At 68.5% G+C, this 18,305-nt stretch carries 16 protein-coding genes; 10 read left to right on the forward strand and 6 right to left on the reverse strand.

Annotated elements, in window-relative coordinates:
- Nucleotides 1–7: 7 nt before the first annotated feature.
- Together FPZ12_RS16840 and FPZ12_RS16845 are read right to left on the reverse strand one after the other, a co-directional pair.
- Entirely contained in the window at nucleotides 8–709 is a 702-nt protein-coding gene (locus FPZ12_RS16840; RefSeq protein ID WP_144754672.1) for a nitroreductase, read from the reverse strand.
- Nucleotides 706–2,229 carry a class I adenylate-forming enzyme family protein gene (locus tag FPZ12_RS16845; protein WP_144754669.1) on the reverse strand — a complete coding sequence of 508 codons (1,524 nt, stop codon included), beginning with the start codon at nucleotides 2,227–2,229 and terminating at the stop codon, nucleotides 706–708. Before FPZ12_RS16845 ends, FPZ12_RS16840 begins: the two co-directional genes overlap by 4 nt.
- Nucleotides 2,230–2,400: 171 nt before the next feature.
- Between FPZ12_RS16845 and FPZ12_RS16850 the strand changes: the two genes are divergently transcribed.
- Nucleotides 2,401–3,093: a TetR/AcrR family transcriptional regulator gene (locus tag FPZ12_RS16850; protein WP_144754665.1), complete on the forward strand. Its 693-nt coding sequence runs from the start codon at nucleotides 2,401–2,403 to the stop codon at nucleotides 3,091–3,093.
- Here the strand turns inward: FPZ12_RS16850 and FPZ12_RS16855 are convergent.
- Nucleotides 3,064–3,933 carry an alpha/beta fold hydrolase gene (locus tag FPZ12_RS16855; protein WP_144754662.1) on the reverse strand — a complete coding sequence of 290 codons (870 nt, stop codon included), beginning with the start codon at nucleotides 3,931–3,933 and terminating at the stop codon, nucleotides 3,064–3,066. The two genes, FPZ12_RS16850 and FPZ12_RS16855, sit on opposite strands and share 30 nt — an antisense overlap.
- Before the next feature lie 104 nt (nucleotides 3,934–4,037).
- Nucleotides 4,038–4,610, reverse strand: coding sequence for a TetR/AcrR family transcriptional regulator (locus FPZ12_RS16860; RefSeq protein ID WP_144754658.1), 573 nt, complete (start codon nucleotides 4,608–4,610; stop codon nucleotides 4,038–4,040).
- A 128-nt stretch (nucleotides 4,611–4,738) separates the two neighbouring features.
- On the opposite strand from FPZ12_RS16860, the gene FPZ12_RS16865 reads away from it, so the two are divergent.
- The 5 genes from FPZ12_RS16865 to FPZ12_RS16885 are packed head-to-tail and all read left to right on the forward strand — an operon-like array spanning nucleotide 4,739 to nucleotide 10,535.
- Nucleotides 4,739–5,542 (forward strand): alpha/beta fold hydrolase, encoded by an 804-nt coding sequence (locus FPZ12_RS16865; RefSeq protein WP_144754655.1) that lies wholly within the window; start codon nucleotides 4,739–4,741, stop codon nucleotides 5,540–5,542.
- 47 nt (nucleotides 5,543–5,589) lie between these two features.
- Entirely contained in the window at nucleotides 5,590–6,384 is a 795-nt protein-coding gene (locus FPZ12_RS16870) for an enoyl-CoA hydratase/isomerase family protein (RefSeq protein ID WP_144754652.1), read from the forward strand.
- A gap of 33 nt (nucleotides 6,385–6,417) precedes the next feature.
- On the forward strand, nucleotides 6,418–7,527 hold the full coding sequence (locus FPZ12_RS16875; protein ID WP_144754649.1) for an Rv3169 family protein: 1,110 nt from the start codon (nucleotides 6,418–6,420) through the stop codon (nucleotides 7,525–7,527).
- 25 nt (nucleotides 7,528–7,552) lie between these two features.
- Nucleotides 7,553–9,355 (forward strand): AMP-dependent synthetase/ligase, encoded by a 1,803-nt coding sequence (locus tag FPZ12_RS16880; RefSeq protein ID WP_144754647.1) that lies wholly within the window; start codon nucleotides 7,553–7,555, stop codon nucleotides 9,353–9,355.
- A gap of 7 nt (nucleotides 9,356–9,362) precedes the next feature.
- Entirely contained in the window at nucleotides 9,363–10,535 is a 1,173-nt protein-coding gene (locus FPZ12_RS16885; RefSeq protein WP_144754643.1) for a thiolase family protein, read from the forward strand.
- Nucleotides 10,536–10,585: 50 nt separating this feature from the next.
- Here the strand turns inward: FPZ12_RS16885 and FPZ12_RS16890 are convergent, their stop codons facing one another.
- Nucleotides 10,586–12,190, reverse strand: coding sequence for an AMP-binding protein (locus FPZ12_RS16890; RefSeq protein WP_150980364.1), 1,605 nt, complete (start codon nucleotides 12,188–12,190; stop codon nucleotides 10,586–10,588).
- Between the two features lie 291 nt (nucleotides 12,191–12,481).
- On the opposite strand from FPZ12_RS16890, the gene FPZ12_RS16895 reads away from it, so the two are divergent.
- From FPZ12_RS16895 to FPZ12_RS16905, 3 genes are all read left to right on the forward strand, one after another.
- Nucleotides 12,482–13,978, forward strand: coding sequence for a carotenoid oxygenase family protein (locus FPZ12_RS16895; RefSeq protein WP_144748232.1), 1,497 nt, complete (start codon nucleotides 12,482–12,484; stop codon nucleotides 13,976–13,978).
- Nucleotides 13,979–14,097: 119 nt separating this feature from the next.
- Nucleotides 14,098–16,023, forward strand: coding sequence for a flavin-containing monooxygenase (locus FPZ12_RS16900; protein ID WP_144748231.1), 1,926 nt, complete (start codon nucleotides 14,098–14,100; stop codon nucleotides 16,021–16,023).
- Nucleotides 16,020–16,433: a nuclear transport factor 2 family protein gene (locus FPZ12_RS16905; protein WP_144748230.1), complete on the forward strand. Its 414-nt coding sequence runs from the start codon at nucleotides 16,020–16,022 to the stop codon at nucleotides 16,431–16,433. The genes FPZ12_RS16900 and FPZ12_RS16905 overlap by 4 nt, the downstream gene beginning before the upstream one ends.
- A 58-nt stretch (nucleotides 16,434–16,491) precedes the next feature.
- On the opposite strand, the gene FPZ12_RS16910 is transcribed toward FPZ12_RS16905, so the two are convergent.
- The gene (locus FPZ12_RS16910) at nucleotides 16,492–17,646 is read right to left on the reverse strand and encodes a phosphotransferase family protein (RefSeq protein ID WP_144748229.1); all 1,155 of its coding nucleotides are present in this window, start codon (nucleotides 17,644–17,646) and stop codon (nucleotides 16,492–16,494) included.
- A 257-nt stretch (nucleotides 17,647–17,903) separates the two neighbouring features.
- Between FPZ12_RS16910 and FPZ12_RS16915 the strand changes: the two genes are divergently transcribed.
- Nucleotides 17,904–18,281: a hypothetical protein gene (locus FPZ12_RS16915; RefSeq protein ID WP_144748228.1), complete on the forward strand. Its 378-nt coding sequence runs from the start codon at nucleotides 17,904–17,906 to the stop codon at nucleotides 18,279–18,281.
- Nucleotides 18,282–18,305: the final 24 nt, after the last annotated feature.

Consider the following 18,305-nt stretch of genomic DNA (forward strand, 5'->3'; position numbering starts at 1 on the left):
CCGGTCCTCAGCCGACCCAGGTCACGGTCTCCTCGACGCCGACCCGCGTCGTGCGGAATCCGTTGGCGGGGTGGTCCCGGTCGGGCCACCCGAAGGACACGCCACAGACGACGAGCCGGTTCTCGGGCAGGCCGAAGAACTCGCGGATGAACGGCGCGTAGGCGCCGAGCGCGGCCTGCGGGATCGCGCCCAGTCCGAGACTTTGCGCCGCCAGCAGGAAGGTCTCCAGGTACACCCCGCAGTCGACCGCGCCGTAGACACCGAGTTCGGCCTCGGTGGTGATGATCGCGGCATGCGGAGCGCCGAAGAGTTCGAAGTTCTTGGCTGCCTGCAGCGCGGAAGCCTCGCGGTCGCCTTTCGCGATCCCGACGCTGTCGTAGAGCTGAAAACCGCATTCGCGCCGCCGCCGCAGGTATTCACCGCTGTAGGACTCGGGAAACGGGAAGTCGGGCGTGAGCTCCGCGGTGGCCGCGTGCGCGGAAAGCGCGGCACGGAACCGTTCGGTGCCCTCGCCTTCCGTGATGAGCACGTGCCAGGGCTGCGTGTTGCACCAGGACGGCGCCTGCCGCGCGATGTCGAGCACCCGGGTGATCCGTTCCCGCGGCACCGGGCTCGGCCGGAAACCGCGACAACTCCACCGGCCGTCCAGCAGCCGGGCGAGGCTTTCGGTGTCGCCGGTGGCGGGGGCCCGGGTGTCCGTGGTGCTCATACGGTCTGTCCTTTCGAGAACGTCTTCCTGATCAGGTGTTTCTGGATTTTTCCGCTCGGAGTGCGGGGGATTTCCGCGAGCCGGAGTTCGCGGGGGAGTTTGTAGTCGGCGATACGCGCGCGGCAGTGCTCACGGATCGACTCCAGGGTCGGCGCGCGTCCGGAAACGGGAGTCACCACCGCGACGATGGTTTCGTTCCAGTCGGGATGCCGGACACCGACCACGGCACAGTCCGCGACGTCGGGGTGGCTCGCCAGCGCTTGCTCGACTTCGGCGGAGTACACGTTGCGGCCGCCGGTGATGATCACATCCTTGAGCCGGTCGACGAGCCGCATGGCCCCGTCTTCGTGGAGGTGCATCAGGTCGCCGGTGTGCAGCCAGCCGCCGCGAAAGGCTTCGGCGGTGGCTTCCGGCTGGTGCCAGTAGCCCTTCATCACCGGTTCGCCGCGCAACACCAGTTCGCCGACTTCGCCGGGCGCGACATCGGCGCCGTTCTCGTCGACGAGGCGTGCCTCGACGAAGGGTTGCGCGAGGTGACCCGACGAGTCGGGACGGGACTGGATCTGTTCGTAGGTGGAATAAAGCCCGGTGGGGCCCGCCTCCGTTTGCCCGCATTGCTGGAAGAAGGTGACGCCGGGGAAACGGGCCAGCAGTTGCCGCACCGTTTCCGCCGGCATCGGGGCCGCGCCGAAGATCCCGGTCCGCCATGACGAGAGGTCGTACCGGTCGATTCCGGGGTGGCGCAGCAGGAATTGGTACATGGTCGGCACGCCGAGCATCGCGGAGATCCGTTCGCGCTCGATCGTGGTGGCGGCGACGCCGGGATCGAACGCCGGGATGAGCACGTGCGTGCCGCCCAGCAACGTGATCGCGTTGAGGAACACGACGCCACCCGCGTGGTACAGCGGCGGCAGGTGCAGATAACGCTCGCCGTCCCGCAGCCCCAGCGAGACCACTTGCGCCAGCGCCGCCCAGATGGCCCGGTGGTGATCGAGCAGGACACCCTTGGGGCGGCCTGTGGTGCCGGAGGTGTAAAGGATCAGGGCATCGTCGGATTCGGCCGCGAAATCCTGGTATACGGGCTCTTCTTCGGTTCCCGCCACGGTCGGGTCGGGATGCTCGCCGCCGGCGCCGAGGCTGAACCGGGCGAGTTTCGCTCGCGCCGCCGTCACCGCTTCGTCGACCACCGCGTCCAGTTCCGGCGCCGACGCGATGGCCACCGGTCCGGCATCGGCGAGGATGTGCGCGATCTCCGGTGCCGCGAGCCGGGCGTTGACCGGGACGACGATCGCGCCGAGCCTGGCGGCGGCGAAGAAGGCCACCACGGTCTCGGCCCGGTTGCCCGCGACGATCGCGAACCGGTCGCCCTTTCCCAGTCCTGCCTTGCGCAGGCGCGCCGCGGTTCGGGCGGCATCGTCATCGAGTTCCCGCCACGTCCACCGTCGCTCCGGGGTGATCAGGGCCGGGCGATCCGGGACACGGGCGGCGTTGTGGAGGACACCTGCGCCGATCGTCGGCATGGCGGACCTCGCTTTCGGCGGTTGCGGACGCCATAATTCTGAGTCAGTGCGTCGCAAAAGTAAACCGTCGCGCAGATGCGGTGTCCGCGCGCGGGGCGTGATGACGACGACAAGGGGAACCGGTAATCTCAGAGTTCGCTGTGCCTGACCGACGTGAGGAGATGCCGGGGTATGCCTCCGCGCAAGGAGACCACCCGCTCGGGTGAAGGGCGCGCCGCGGCCGCCGCCGCGCAGAGCCGTCCCCGCGGGCGGCCGAGGAAAGAGATCGACCTCGACGAGGTGGCGGACGCCGCCGCGACCCTGTTCCTCGAAGGCGGGTACGACGCCGTCTCCATCGAAGCCGCGGCGGAGAAGCTCGCGGTTTCGCGGGCGACCTTGTACCGGACGGTGCCGACCAAGGAGGACCTGCTCGGCATCCTGTTCGAACGCAGTACGAGCGAGCTCTACGAGACCGCGCGGGCGCTCGTGGCCAGGACGTCCGATCCCGCGGAGGCGTTGTGCGGGCTGATCCGGGTGCACGTCAGCGCGGCGATCAAGATGCGGCGCTACCTCGCGGTCTTCTTCGGCGGCGCGGGACTCCCGCCGGAGGTCTACGCGCGCTGGCAGCGGTGGAGCCGGAACTACGAACGGTTGTGGCTCAAGGTGGTCCGGCAGGCGATGAAGGCGGGCGTGCTCGAACCCGGGGAGCCCAAGGTGACCACGCGGTTGCTGCTGGGCATGGTGATCTGGGTTTCGCGGTGGTACCGGCCCGCCGACCGGATCTCGGAGGACGAAATCGCGGAGGCGGCGATCCGGCTCGTCGGCAGCCGGCTGCACGATGGCGGACTCTCGATGTCAGCCGGCCCGGGCGGGCAAGCGTCCTAGGAACTCCCCGACCCGCCCGGTGAAGACGTCGTTGTCGTCACCGGCGACCATGTGGCCCGCGCCGGTGACCGCGAAGTGCTCGGCGCCCGGGATCAGCCGGGTGAACTCCTCGATTCCCGCCGCGGTCACGATGTCCGACTCGGTGCCGTGCACGAGCAACGTCGGTACGTCGATCTTGCGGGCCGCCGCCTTGGCGCGGTCTTCGTCGGCGTCGCGCCGCGGCTCGTCGCCACGGCGCAGCAAGGCGGGATCCCAATGCCAGAACCAGCGGCCGTTTTCCGCCTGCCGGACGTTGCGGCGCACTCCGTCGGGCGTGGGAGGCCGCTTACGGTGCGGGTTGTAGGCCCTGATCGCTTCGACGACGTCTTCCAGTGAGGCGAACCCGTCGGGTGCCGAAGACATGAAGTCCATGATCCGGCGGACTCCGGCGGGGTCGACCCTGGGCACGATGTCGACCAGCACCAGCGCCGAGGCCAGGTCACCCTGCTCGCCCTGCCCGACCAGCGCGGTCATCCCGCCCATGGAAGCGCCGACGAGGACGCAGGGCTCGCCGATCTGGCCGACGATGACCGAGAGGTCCCTGATGAGCACGTCCGCGGAGTAGTCCCCGTCCGGCGAACGGTCGCTGTCGCCGTGGCCGCGGGCGTCGGGCGCGATGGTCGTCCAGCCCTGTCCGGCCAGGCGGTGCCCGGTCGTGTGCCAGGAATGGCGGCGCTGGCCGCCGCCGTGCAGCAGCAGCACGGTCCCCCGCCGTTCGCCCGCAGGTTCCCACCTGTCGGCGACCAGCCGGACGCCGCCGGAGTCGAAGCTGATCTCGGCCGGAGTGGTGAGGGTGCTCATCGTTGCACGCTAACAGAGGAACGAACGTTCACAACCAGGGCGGGCGGCATCGTGGACCATCGGCGAGCACGGGATTCTGGTCGGCGCGGAGGTGGAATACGTAGTCAGCGTTCGCTCACCACGCGGTCCTCGGCGAGCCCGTCCAGTGCGGCCAGCGCGAGGGCGGTGAGCAGCTCCTGCAGCTGCGGCGCCCGTTTTCCGCCCGGCGGCCTGGTCGCGTCGGAGGTGATCAGGGCGTGCAGTGCGCGGGTCGTGGAAACCAGCTCCTCGCGGGAGCGGCCGGGGTGGCGTTTGCCCAGCGCGTCGATCCAGCGGTCGATGTAGCGCCGCTGGCGCCGCCGGAAGTTCCGCTGGTGCACGGCCGTGAGCGCGTGCTGTTCGCGGGCCCAGATGCTGGCCAGGCGCTGGTGGCTCATGGTGAACTCGACGTGCGCCCTGACCAGGTGGGCGAGTTCGTCCTCCGGGGCGTCCAGTGGCTCGCCGATCCGCATCAGCAGCGCGTCGGTCGCCTGGTCGAACAGGACGGCCAGGATCTCGTCCTTGTTGGCGAAATGCCGGTAGATCGCGGAGCCGGTGACGCCGGCCTCCTTGCCGATGGCGTCGACTCCCACGCCGTCGAAGCTGCGCTCGGCGAACAGCTTCTCGGCCGCCTCCAGGATCTTCTGCTCGCGGTTCACCTCGCCTATTCTAGGGGACCAGTCGTTCACGTGGTGCTCGTGGCCCCGGCAACGATCAGTTGTTTGGCTGTGGTCGATGTTCGTATTTGACGTGACCGATCGTTCACGTCGGGGCCTATACTCCCGCCATGGTCTACGTTGAGGTTGATCGCGACATCCGGCTGCACGTCCAGGATCTCGGCAGCGGCACGCCTGTCGTGCTCGTCGCCGGTTTCGGGCTGGATCATCAGGTGTGGGACCGGCAGGTGCGGGTGCTGGCCGAGCGGTACCGGGTGATCTGCGTGGACCAGCGCGGGCACGGGCTGTCGGACAAGCCGCTCGGCGGATACGGGGTGGACCGGCTCGGGCTCGACCTTCGCGCGGCCTTGGCGGCGCTGGAAGTCCGTGGCTGTGCGATGGTGGGCTGGTCGTTCGGCGGCCAGGTGGCATTCCAGGTGGCGGCCGAGGATCCCGGGCTGGTCGAGCGCCTCGTGCTTGTCGGTTCCAACGGGGTCCGGGCCAGCCGGAGCGCGGAGTTCCCCTTCGGTCTCGTGCCGGAGAAGCTGGCCCCGCCCTTGGTGGAGGCGGAGAAGCGCGACCGGCTGAGCGCCCGTCGTGCGACGATCGCCGGGGGTTTCGCGGAAAACCCCGGCGAGGACGTCCTGCGGTGGTTACTGGACCGTTCGCTGCAGATGCCGTCCTGGGCTGCCGTGAGCTGCTACGAGTCCATGTTGTTCACCGACCTGACCGCCGAGATCCCGCGGGTGACCATGCCCGTACTGCAGCTCATCGGAAGCGACGACCCGGTCCACTCGGCCAAGGGGGCGCGCTGGCTGAACGACCGCCTCTCCGATTCCCGTCTCGTCGAGCTCCCGGGGTGTGGCCACTATCCGATGCTCGAAGCGGCCGCCGAATTCGATGCGGCGCTGCTGGCGTTTCTTGACGGCCGCTGACCCGTGACCTACTTTATGAGATATCAAGACTCAAAAAGGGGTGTGCAGTGACGGCCGAGTACGAATCGCTGACCGTGTCGGAAAAGAACGCCGTCGCCGAGATCACGCTGTGCCGGCCCGAGTTGCTGAACCGGTTCGACGCCGTCGGTGAGGCCGAACTCGCCGCCGTGCTGCGGGAAATCGCGAGGGATGACGGCGTGCGCGCGGTGGTTCTGCTCGCGGAAGGGCGTGCGTTCTCGGCCGGCGGCGACTTCGATCTGATGCTCGAAGTCAACGTCGATCTGCCTGCGCGGCAGGCCGCGTTGCAACGTGCGCGCGATCTGCTCGACGCGATCACGCACCTGCCCCAGCCCATGGTCGTCGGTGTCCAGGGAGCCGCCATCGGCCTCGGCGCGACGGTTCCGCTCGGCAGCGACGCCGTGGTGGCCTCCCGGAACGCGACGATCGCCGACACGCATGTCGGGATCGCGCTGGTGGCCGGGGACGGGGGAGCATTGTTCTGGCCGCAGTCCGCCGGCATGCTTCGTGCCCGGCGTCATCTGCTGACCGGCGATCCCCTCGACGCCGCCAAGGCTTACGAGTTCGGGCTCGTCACCGACCTGGTGGACACGCCGGATGACGTCGCACCGAAGGCGCGCGAGATCGCCGGGAGGATCGCGGCGCTGGCACCGCTGGCCGTGCAGGGGACCAAGGCCGCGCTCAACCAGCTGACGCGCCAGCGCGCCGGTGAAGTTCTCGAGACCGCCTTGCTCGCGGAAGGGGTCACGCTCGGGTCCGCGGATCTGGTCGAAGCGATCGCCGCGTTCAAGGAAAAGCGCTCCGGCGCCTACGTCGGCCGCTGAACCCGTCTGCCTCCCAACACGAAGGAGAGACCAGTGTCGTTGCTGGGCCCGCTCGACGAACACCTCAACCACCAGACCCCCCGGCCCTTCCGCGTGCCCGGCACGACCGACCACCGGTTCTACGACCGGCACTGGTTCGAGGCGATCAGCCCGGACGGTGAGCTGATGATGATCGCCGGCATGGGCGTGTACAAGAACCTCGGTACCACCGACGGGTTCGTGACTGTCCAAAACGGACGCCAGCAGACCAACGTCCGGGTTTCGCGGCCCCTTGGCGACGATCTGGAACCCCGCGTCGGCCCGCTGAAGGTCGAGGTGCTCGAGCCGTTCGAGCGCATCCGGCTTTCGCTGGACGAAGGAGATCATCCCGTCCGCGCGGAACTGGAATGGGCGAGCACGTTCCCCGCGTATCTGGAAGCCCCGCACCTGACCTTCGTCGACGGTCGCGTTGTCCAGGACACGAGCCGTTACGACCAGCTCGGCCGTTGGAGCGGATGGATCGAGCTGGACGGCGAGCGGTTCGACTACACCGACTGGTGGGGCGTGCGGGACCATTCGTGGGGTGTGCGGCCGGACGTCGGCGGTTTCGAACCGTCCCACGGCCGCCAGTGGAACGGGTCGCTGCTGTGGCTGTGGGCCTATGCGGTGGCGGGCGACACGGCGTGCCACTTCCAGCTGCGTGAGAGCGGAACGGGCGAGCTGCAGCACTTCGACGGGGAGATCACCTTCGCTCCGTCGTCCGGGCGCGATCCGGTTCGCATCGAGCGCGTCGAGCACGACATCCGGTTCATCGAGGGCACCCGGGACTGGGAGACGCTCGTCTACGAGCTGCACCTGTCCGACGGCGACAAGATGATCCTCGAGGCCACCGCGCTGCAGAGTGCGTGGGCGTACCGGGGGACCGGGTACGAGAACGGCTTCGAAGACAGCCGCGGAGTCGGGGTTCCCCGGGGCGAACTGGTCGAGTTCGACCGGCTGGATCTCTCGGTCCCGGGCCGGGTCACCCGCGAGGGCGAGCCGTACCGGCCCGGCCACCGGGAGCAGCCGGCCAAGGTCACCCTCAACGGCGTACCGGGAACCGGGCATCTGCCCGTGATGACGACCGGCCGGATCGAAAGGTACGACCTCGGCCGCCGACGCTGACCCCGACCGAGCAAAGGAGCACGGTATGAGTGGCGCACCGATCGAAGCGGCGACGCTCGCTGAGGCCTTCCAGCGAACCGTCGCCACCTACCCGGAGAAACCCGCGCTGCGGACGGTCGGGGGAGCGACGGAGCTGACCTGGGCACAGCTGGACGAACGGGTACGGGCGGTCGCCGCGGGCCTCGACTCCTTGGGAGTCCGTAAAGGTGACAAGGTCGCGATCCTCATGCGCAACCTCGTCGAGAACCACCTGACCGACTACGCCGTCGCGCATCTCGGCGCGGTCCCGTTCGGCATCTTCAACACCTCCTCGCCCGAGCAGATCGCCTACCAGGTGGGTCACGCGGAGGCCAGGCTCGTGATCACCGAGTCCCGGTTCCTCCCCGGCGTCCGGCCTGCGATGTCCACTTTGGACGGTCTGGTCGAGCACGTCGTTGTCGTCGACGGGGAACGCGCGGAGCTGGGGGACCTCGAGACCACGTTGCGGGCGGTGGAAGGGGAGCATCGGCCTGGCTTCGACTTCGACGCCGCGTGGCGGGCGATCGAGCCCGAGGACGTCGAGTGCATCATCTACACCTCGGGTACGACCGGGCAGCCGAAGGCGGCGCAGTGGTCGAACCGGATGATCATGTCCGGGCTGCGGTCGGTCGACAAGGCGATCCCGCTGCCACGCCGCGGAGTCGTGTCGTTCATGCCGATGGCCCACGCCGGTGGCCGCAACAACGGCCATCACTACGCGCTGGCCTACGGCGCCACGCTCACGGTGTGCCCCGACTTCGCCGACGTTCCCGCGTCACTGGTCGACGTGCATCCCGACCTGTTCATGTCTTCGCCCCGGCTGTTCGAGAAGCTCCAGGTGGCGATCGAGGGAATGATCGAGAGTTCGCCCGAACCCGCGCGCACGGAACTCAGGGCGGCGGTCGCGCTCGGTCTCCGCTTCGCCCACGCCGAGGACGCCGGTTTCACCGGGTCCATCGATGATCTCGCGCACCTCGCCGGTGAACGGCAACGAGGCCTGGAACTGCTCAAGCCGATCCTCGCGAGGATCGGCTTCGACCGGCTCGAAGCCGTCATCATCGGGGGTGCCACCGTGGCGCCCGAGCTCGTGCACTTCTTCCGCGCGGTGGGCGCGCCCATGCTGGAGGCCTACGGCGCCACCGAAGTCCTGCTGAACGTCTTCAACCGCGTCGACGACTTCAAGACCGGGACCGCGGGAAAGCCACTGCCGGACGTCGAGCTCAAGCTCGCCGAGGACGGCGAGGTCCTGTGCCGCGGCCCGCTGACCATGTCCGGCTACTACCGCGACGCGGACAAGACAGCGGAAGTGATGGACGACGAAGGCTGGTTGCGCACCGGCGACATCGGCGAACTGGATGCCGACGGTTTCCTGAGGATCATCGATCGCAAGAAGGAAATCATCATCAACTCGCACGGCAAGAACATGTCGCCCGCCGTGATCGAAACGGCCATCACCGAGGAAAGCTCCCTGATCGCCCAGTTCGTCGCCATCGGCGAGGCACGCCGCTACGTGACCGGCCTGGTCACGCTCGACCCCGTCGCCGTGGCCACTTTCGTGAAGCAGCACAGCGAACTCGCCGGGCTCAGCGAGGAGGAAGTCCTGCGCTCGCCGCGGATCCGGGAGGAGATCCAGCGGGCCGTCGACCGCGGGAACGCCCGGCTCAACCGCAACGAGCAGGTCAAGAAGTTCACCGTGCTCGGCGGGGCCTGGGAGATCGACGGCGACGAGCTGACTCCGACGGCGAAGGTCAAACGGCGTGTCGTCAACCGGAAGTACGCCCGCCAGATCGACGAACTCTATTCGGAATGAGGCTTTGATGGGAAAGGCTTTGCTCGTCAGTGCGGTGCGCACCGCGATCGGCACCGCGCGCAAGGGCACTCTCGCGCAGACCCCACCGGAACGCCTGGCGACGCACGTACTGCGCGCGGCGATTCAGCGCGCGGGCGTCGCGCCGGGTGACATCGACGACGTGATCCTCGCCGAGAGCCTGCAGGGCGGCGGGGACATCGCCCGTTACGCCGCCGTCGAGGCGGGAATGATCGCGGTGCCGGGGCAGGCGGTCAACCGTCATTGCGCGGGCAGCCTCACCAGCGTGGCGAACGGGGCCGCGGCGATCATGTCGGGGATGGCCGACGCGGTGGTGGCCGGCGGTGTCCAGTCGTCCTCGCTGGCGCCGATCCTTCGCCGGCCGGTGCCGGGAGCGCCCGAGGAGTTCCGCGAGGGAATGGCGCCGACCTATCCGTACACGGACGACACCGGCGACGACGTGACGCTCTCCGTGGGCTGGAACGTCGCGCGGCACTACGGGCTGAGCCGGGAGCGGATGGACGAATGGGCCGCGCGTTCGCACGCCCGTGCCTGCGCCGCGATCGACGCGGGCACGTTCGCCGACGAGATCGTGCCCATCGACGTGACCACCGCCGACGGCGGAACCGCCGCTTTCGCGGTCGACGAGCACCCCCGTCGCGATTCGAGCGTCGAACGCCTGGCCCAGCTCAAGCCGCTGCATCCGGAGATCGCGGATTTCTCCATCACCGCGGGCAATGCCTCAGGCGTCAACGACGGCGCGGCGGCGCTGACGCTCGTGTCCGAAGAGCGATCGCGAAGCCTGGGCGCGCGGCCGCTGGCCTCGGTGCGGGCCTGGGCCGCGGTCGGCGTCGATCCCCAGCTCACCGGGTCCGGTGCGATCGTCGCGATCCGGCAGGTCCTCGACCGGGCGGGCCTTTCGGTGGGCGACGTCGACCTGTGGGAGATCAACGAGGCGTTCGCGTCCGTTCCGGTCGCGGCCTGCCAGGAGCTGAAGATCGACGAGGCGCTCGTCAACCCGTTCGGCAGCGGCTGCAGCCTGGGCCATCCGGTCGCCGCGTCCGGCGCCCGCATGCTCACGACGCTGGCGCACCAGCTTCGCCGTGGTGGCGGGAAGATCGCGGTGGCGGCCATGTGCGCGGGCGGCGGCCAAGGCGGCGCGGTCGTCCTCGAAGCCGAATGACGAAAAGGGGGGCGCGGTTTCCACCGCGCCCCCTTTTTTTCGTGTCTCATTCAGCGTTGGCGGGACACCCGGATTCCGGCCGCGTCGCGGTCCCAGGTCGTTGTGGTCAGGCCCTCCGTGCGGAGCTGGAACTTCTGCACCTTGTTGCTGGGCGTGCGGGGCAGGTCGTCCCGGAATTCGATGTAGCGGGGGACGGCGAAGTAGGGCACGTTGTCGATCGCCCAGGTGCAGAGTTCTTCTTCGGTGACAACGACATCAGGACGGACCACCACGGTGATCTTGAGCGAGTCCTCGGTCGCGCTCGTGTGCACCGAATGCGCCGCGACCTCGTGGACCGCGGGATGGCGCAGGAACGCGCGTTCGACCTCGTAGCTGGAAATGTTCTCGCCGCGGCTGCGCAGGTAGTCCTTCTTGCGGTCGACGAAGAACAGGTAGCCGTTCTCGAGCCGGCCGAGGTCGCCGGTGTGCACCCACATGTTGCGCCAGACCTTCATCGTCTCGTCCGGACGGCGCCAGTAGCCCTCGAACATCACGTGCGGTTTGCGGGGCCGGAACGCGATTTCGCCGGTGCCGCCGTCGGGAACGCGGTTGTCGTCGTCGTCCAGGATGGCCACTTCGAAACAGTCGTCGGCGACCCGGCCGCAGGAGTCCTCGGGCGGCGTCGGCTCGCCGACGCAATGCAGGGCCAGGCGCAGGCCCTCGGTCTGGCCGTAGTTCCAGCTGCTCGCGAACTCCACGCCGAAGCGGTCGTGCCATACCCGGCGCAGCTGCGGTGGGAACGGCGCGCCTTCGACGGCACGCAGCTGGCCGAAGCAGCGCTTCATCTCCGGGCTGTCGGGCGCGTTGGCCACGAGCGGGAAGATCGACGCCATCAGCCGGGCGTTGGTCGCCCCGGACCGTTCGATCTCGGACCAGAAGCTGGACAGGGAGAACCGTTGCGCGATGGTCGCGCGGGTCTGCGAGAGCAGCGCCGCGGTGACGACGTCGACGCCGGCGTTGTGGAACAGGGGCAGGGGCGTGTAGAAGGAGTCGCCCGGGCGTGGCGGAACCGTCTGCAGTGACTGGCGGCCGATGTGGCAGATGAAGTTCTGGCTGAGCATGCAGCCCTTCGAAGGCCCGGTCGTGCCGGAGGTGTAGATCAGCATCGACAGATCGCCGGGCCTGGCCGTGACCGGGATGGCGGAATCGTCGTCGCCAGCGTGCGCGTCCAGGGGCTCGACGGGGACCGCGCACCGGGCGGTCACTTCGGCGGCCGCATCGCCCCGGCAGAGGATCAGCCGCAGATCAGGCAGCTCCGCGCTCACCTCGCAGACGTGCTCCAGGTAGCGCGATTCGGTGATGACGATCCGCGCCTGCGAGTCGTCGAGCTGGTGCCGCAGGAACTCCCCGCGGTAAGCGGTGTTCAGCGGAACCCAGACCGCGCCTGCCTTGTTCGCGCCCAGCCAGGTCACCACCTGGTCGACGTTGTTGTCGAGCACGGTGGACACGGTCTGCCCGGCGGAGACGCCGAGCCGGTGGAGTTCGTGAGCGAACCGGGTCGAGAGCAGGTCGATCTCGGCGTAGCTGAAGGTTTTCCCGCTGAAGTCCAGGAAGACCTGGTCCGGCACCGCGGCGACCGCCCGCTCCAGGGCGTCGAGCACGGTGTCGGTGGTCATTCCCAGTACCTCGGCGACCACACTCTCCGGAGAGGGTGTCCGGGTCTCGTCGAGCACCACGAACCTCCTTGTTCGCTCGTGCGCCGGGATCGCGCATCCGGCGGCGGCGCGAGGATTTATTAGAGCTTGCGTCTCAGAACATTAGCCAGCGGAGCGCGGGATGTCCACGGTTGTGCCCGAGATGCCTGCTGGAGCTGGGAAACTTTGACGCGGGACCCGATGTCTCGTAACTTTGAGATAAGCAAGCTCAAAAATTGCCCCGACGGCAAGGTCGTGGGCGAGGAGGGTGTCATGGGGTATCCGATCCCGAAAGATCCACGCCTGCTGGGGCCGTTCCAGCCGATGCGCTTCGAAGCGACGGTCGAGGAGTGCATCGTCACGTACGGCGAGATCCCGAAGGACCTGGCCGGTGGCTTCTACCGCGTCGGCCCGACGTGGAAGCGCCCGACCAAGCAGGGCACCAACGGGCTGCTGTCCATGGACGGCATGGTGCAGGGCCTGGTGATCGAGAACGGCCGTGCCGACTTCCGCAACCGGTGGATCCGGACGCCGAAGTACGCGCTGGAGCAGCAGCACCGCAAGAGCATGTTCGCCTTCGCGGACGGCGACTGGCAGGACTGGCGCAACTTCGGGCTGGGTGACGCCGTCCGCGACCAGTTCACCTGCGGGGTCCCGCAGGGAACCAGCAACGTGAACATCTTCCCGTTCCAGGGCAAGATGCTCGCGACCGCGGACTCGGTCGGCGCGCCGATCGCCGTCGACCCGATCACGCTCGACACGGTCGGCATCGTGCCCTGGTCGTCGAAGCTGTCGGCCGGTATCCACGAGAAGGCGGCGTTCGGCGACGCGGGCTTCACCGCGCATCCCAAGTGGGACCGGGAAACGGGCATGCTCTACGGCTGGACGTACCGTGACCGCCGGCCGTACGTGACCTTGCACTTCGTGCATCCCTCAGGCGCCGTCGAGACGCGGGATCTGGACGACGCGCCGTACAACACCGTCGCGCACGACATCTGGCTCACCCCGGAGCACGTGGTGATGCCCTTCCAGCCGTTCCTGGTCGACCGGGCGCGCATCGCCGAGGGGCGGAGCGTCTACTCGTGGGAGCCGGACCGGCCGATCGTGCTGGCCCTCATCCCGCGCCACGACATCCACGGCCCGGTCCGCTGGGTGACCCTGGACGCCGACCCGCAGTACGTGATGCACACGATGTCGGCGAATGTCGAGGGCGGCAGGCTCACGCTCGACGCCCCCATCTTCAACCGGCCGCCGTTCCCCTTCGAGCAGGACTTCGAAGAGGGCGACGAGGTGGCGCTGTTCTTCAGTATCGCCAAGAGCCAGCTCGGCCGCTGGACGGTGGACCTGGACACCGGCAAGACCGGCGTCGAACAGCTTTCGGACCGGCCATCGGAGTTGCCGAAGGTGGACGAACGCTTCTACGGCCAGGGGTACCGCTGGGGGTATCAGGTGGGCGGCCGCGTGAAGCGAAGCGGGATGTCCATGAACAGCCTCGTGGTCACGGACATGCGCACCCTGTCCGACCAGGAGTACACGATCCGCACCGATCAGCCCGCGGCCGTGCTGGAGGCCACGTTCGCCCCGCGTACGCCCGATTCGCCGGAGGGGGACGGCTACATCATCGTGCCGGTGTCGTGGTGGGCCGAGAACCGCGGCGAGTACCTGATCTTCGACACCGACGACATCACCCGGGGGCCGATCACCCGGATCGAGCTGCCGTTCCGGCTCGGCTGGACCGCGCACGGGCACTGGCTCGACTTCCGGTCCTGACCCGCGCCGGGCGCGGATCACGGTCCCTTCGTGTTGACATTCGACCGGGTGGACCTATTCTGAGACGATAAGGCTCAATATTATGGCCGGAGACACGGGTTTCCGGAAAAGGGGTTCACATGTCCACTATGGACGGAGATCAGGGACCGGGTGACGCCACGCGGCTGCGTTCCGCGCTCGAGGTGGCCAACATCCCGACCCTGCTGCTGGTCCTGGCGCACCTGACGGGCGACGAACGCTGGCTCGACGAGCCGTACCGGCCACGGCGCGCCGAGCCGTTGAGTGACAACGACACCGCCGGCTTGCCGGAGTCCCTGCAGCGCGAGGTGCGCGAAGCGGCCTACGACGCCATCCTCGCCAGCGAGGGTGCCGGGACCGCGATCCCGCCGATCGACGTCGGCCGGATCGCGGGGATGTTGTCGGCCGCGCTGACCGAGGACGTGCCGGAGGAATACGGCGAGCTCCTCGCCGAGGAACTCGGCCTCGTATCGCGCGACGTCGGTCCGCTACGGCCTCCGGGGGGTTTCCGGGCCGTCGTCATCGGTGCCGGCATGTCGGGTATCTGCATGGCTGTCAAGCTGGAAGCCGCCGGCATCGACTACGTGGTGCTCGAAAAGGACCCGGACCTCGGCGGAACCTGGCTCGAGAACGTCTATCCCGGCTGCGGGGTCGACACGCCCAGCCACTTCTATTCGTTCTCTTTCGAGCCCAACGCGGAATGGTCCCGCTACTTCCCCAAACGGGACGAGGTCTGGAACTACTTCGCGCGGATCGCGGACTCCCACGGCATCCGGCGGCGGATCCGGTTTTCCACCGAAGTCGCCGGGGCCGAGTACGACTCGGACCGCTCCCTGTGGCGGGTGCGCGCCCGGGACGCCGACGGCCGCGAGTTCGAACTGGAGACGCCGGTCCTGATCAGTGCCGTGGGCCAGGTGAACCGCCCGTCGGTCCCGCCGATCGAGGGCATCGAGGACTTCACCGGCCCGGTCATGCACACCGCGCGATGGCGGCGTGAGGTGGATCTGGCCGGCAAGCGCGTGGCCGTGGTCGGGACCGGGGCCAGCGCGATGCAGCTGGTCCCGGCCATCGCGGACGAGGCCGCGCGGGTGCTGGTGTTCCAGCGCACCAAGCAGTGGGCACTGCCGCACCCCAACTACAGCCGGGACGTGCCCGAGGGGGTGCGGTACCTGATGAGCAGGGTGCCGTTGTACGCCCGCTGGTACCGGTTGCGCACGTTCTGGAACTTCGGTGACCGGCTGTACGACCCCTTGCTGATCGACCCGGACTGGCCGCACCAGGACCGCTCGATCAACGCTGCCAACGAGAAGCACCGGGTCTTCCTGTCCCGGCACATCGAACGCGAGCTCGGCGAGCGCACCGACCTGCTGGACGACTGCGTGCCCGACTATCCCCCGTACGTGAAGCGGCCGCTGCTGGACAACGGGTGGTTCCGGACCGTCGCCAGGCCGGACGTGGACCTGATCACCGAAGGCATCGCCAAGGTGACCGCCTCCGGGGTGGTGACCGAATCGGGCGAGGAGCACGAGGTGGACGTGATCGCGCTCGCGACCGGGTTCAAGATCCTCCAGTTCCTGTGGCCGATGGAGATCCGGGGCAGCCACGGCAAAACGTTGCGGCAGGTCTGGGGGGAGGACGACGCCAGGGCCTACCTCGGCGTCACGGTGCCGGGCTTCCCGAACTTCTTCGTGATCAACGGCCCGAACACGTTCGCCGGGCACGGCGGCAGCGCGATCATCGCGACCGAGTTCGAGGTGCGGTACACGATGCAGGCGATCCGCCGGATCGTCGAGGCCGGCCTCGCCTCCGTCGATGTCCGGGAAGACGTCTTCTGGGACTACAACAAGGAAGTCGACGAGATGCTCGCCCGGATGATCTGGTCGCACACCAAGACCTCGACCTATTTCCGCAACGACGCGGGCCGCATCGTCGTGAACAGCCCGTGGAAGTACATCGACTACTGGGCCCGCACCAAGGACTTCGAGCCCGGTGACTACGAAGAAGTACCCAAGGAGGTCGCATCATGAGCGAAGCGTCCGCCGTCGTGACGGCGTTCTACGAGGCAGTGAGCAAACAGGACGGAGACGCCGTCCGGTCGGTGGTGCGGGACAATTTCGCCGAGGACGCGGTTCTCCGGTGGCCGGAGTCGCTTCCCTACGGCGGTTCCGTCGCGGGGAAGTCGAAGCTGGAGCGCGTGCTGGCGGGTGCCGCTTCGGCCGGTCAGACGGCCGGCGTGCAGAACCTGCGGCTGACCGGTGTGGTCGACGGCGGGGACACGGTGGCCGCGCAGCTGGAATTCGACTGGCGCGACCCCAAGAGCGAGCGGGTCGTGACGGGGACCGGCGCGGTGGAGGTGTGGAGCTTCACCGGCGGCCGCGTCGGTGAGATCAAGGCCTATTACTGGGACACGGCCGCCTGTCTGGGCTTCGGTTCCTGAGCCGAGAAAAAGGGCCGTGCACCCGGAAACCGGGTGCACGGCCCTTTCCCTTGCGCTGTCAGGAATCCGGAAACGCCGAGCGGAGCGCCTGCTGGAGGAACCTCGGTCCGTGCACGAACGCGGCGACGGCCGCGGCGTAGCGGCCGGTCGAGACGAAGTTCTGCGAGAGCCACAGGCAGCCGATGTGCCGCCAGACATGCGACCAGACCTCGAAGAAGCGCAGCGAGGCGTTGTCCGGCCGGCGGCCGCCCGCCTGCTCGTACTCGTCGAGGAAGTCCTCCCACGGCAGGACCGGCTCGATGGAGGGACGCAGATACGCCAGTTCCTCGGCGGGGTCGCCGAAATGTGCCATTTCCCAGTCCAGGATCGCGCTGACGTGGCCGTCCTCGATCAGGAGGTTGGAGAAGGCGGCGTCACCGTGCAACAGCGATGCCGTGCCCGGGTTCGCGGGGATGTTTTCCCGGAGCCACGAGAACAATGAGGCGAGCGGGGGTTCGATCGTGATCTCGCGCTTGCGCAGCGTCGAGGACTGCCAGTCGAGCGTCTGCCGGAGTTCGTCCGGAGTGCTTCGCGGGGAGACCGGCGTCTCGACCCCGTGGACGTCCGCCAGGTGGATCCGGGCGTAGATCCGCGCGATCTCCGCGCAGATCTCCTTGGACACCCCGCTGCCGCCCCACACGTCGCCGAAGTTCTCGCCTGAAGCCCGTGCCGTGACGAAGAAAGCCCCACCCAGCGCGTTGGCTTCGGGTTCGATCCACAGCGGTTCGGGCACAGGGATGCCTGCTTCGTGGAGTGCTCGCACCACGGCGAATTCGGGAGCCAGCGAGCGGGCTTTCCGGCCCGCGGGCACCTGGCGGAGGACGACTTCGCGGCCGACGCCGTCCAGAGTGGCCGAAACGAGGATCGTGCGCTTGGAGAAACCGCCGCGGATCATGCGGACACGGTGCGCCTCGTCGGCCGAGTCAGGGCGCCTCCCGCGCAGGTACGCCGTGATCTCCGCGGGAGTCGGATCCCGGGCCGTTTCCGGTTCCGCCGGCGCTGTCACGGGCGTGTCGCCGGGCAGCTGGTCCCGGGCCCAGGAAAGAAGTTCGCGGGCGTGGCCGAGCCGCGTGCCCAGATCGGCCGTCCCGGCGGCAGTCCTGCCCAGCTCGTCGAGCTCGCCCGCGACGGCGGTGAGCAACCGGGCGACCACGGACGGGGGCTGTTCCGGCATGCCTGGCTCCGTTCCCTAATTATTGGACTCGTTGTCGCATAACTCTAATGAGGTGGCGGCGCGATGTCCAGCAAGCGGGTGATTCTCGATCCAACGCGGAGTCTTGACGTCACAACAGGGCGAGGTTAGCGTTGCGAGACGGTCAGGCTCAAAATATCGCTCATCGCCTGCCGGACTCTTCGCTGTGCCATGGGCCGCGGCCGTTCCTGACCGCCGGACCGGGATCAGCCTGACCGCGGAACGGAGATTCCACGACTATGAAAGCCCCTGGGAAGCTGGTCGTCACGCTCGCGGCGCTGCGCGTCGCGGTGGGAGCCGCCGCGTACCTCGCGCCGCAGTTGAACGACAACGCGGTGGGAGCACCGGAAGTGGGGGAGCCGGGGCAAGCGGTGTCGACCCGCTTCTTCGGCGCGCGTGACATCGCCTACGGACTGGGCGTCCTGCTCGCCCCGGCCCAGGCCCGCAAGCTCTGGCTCAAGGTCGGCATCGCGACGGACGCCGCCGACGCGCTCGCCGTGTACCTCAGCGGAGTACCCGGCCGGAAGGCCGCCCCGATGGCCATCGCGCTCGGCGTGGGCGCGCTGGGGGCCGGTGTGCTGGTGCACGAGAACCGTTCCGCGCGAACCCGTTCCTGACGAAGAAGAAGCCTCGTTCAAAGA

It is taken from the genome of Amycolatopsis acidicola (genome assembly GCF_007713735.2).
Classification (GTDB): Bacteria; Actinomycetota; Actinomycetes; order Mycobacteriales; family Pseudonocardiaceae; genus Amycolatopsis_E; species Amycolatopsis_E acidicola.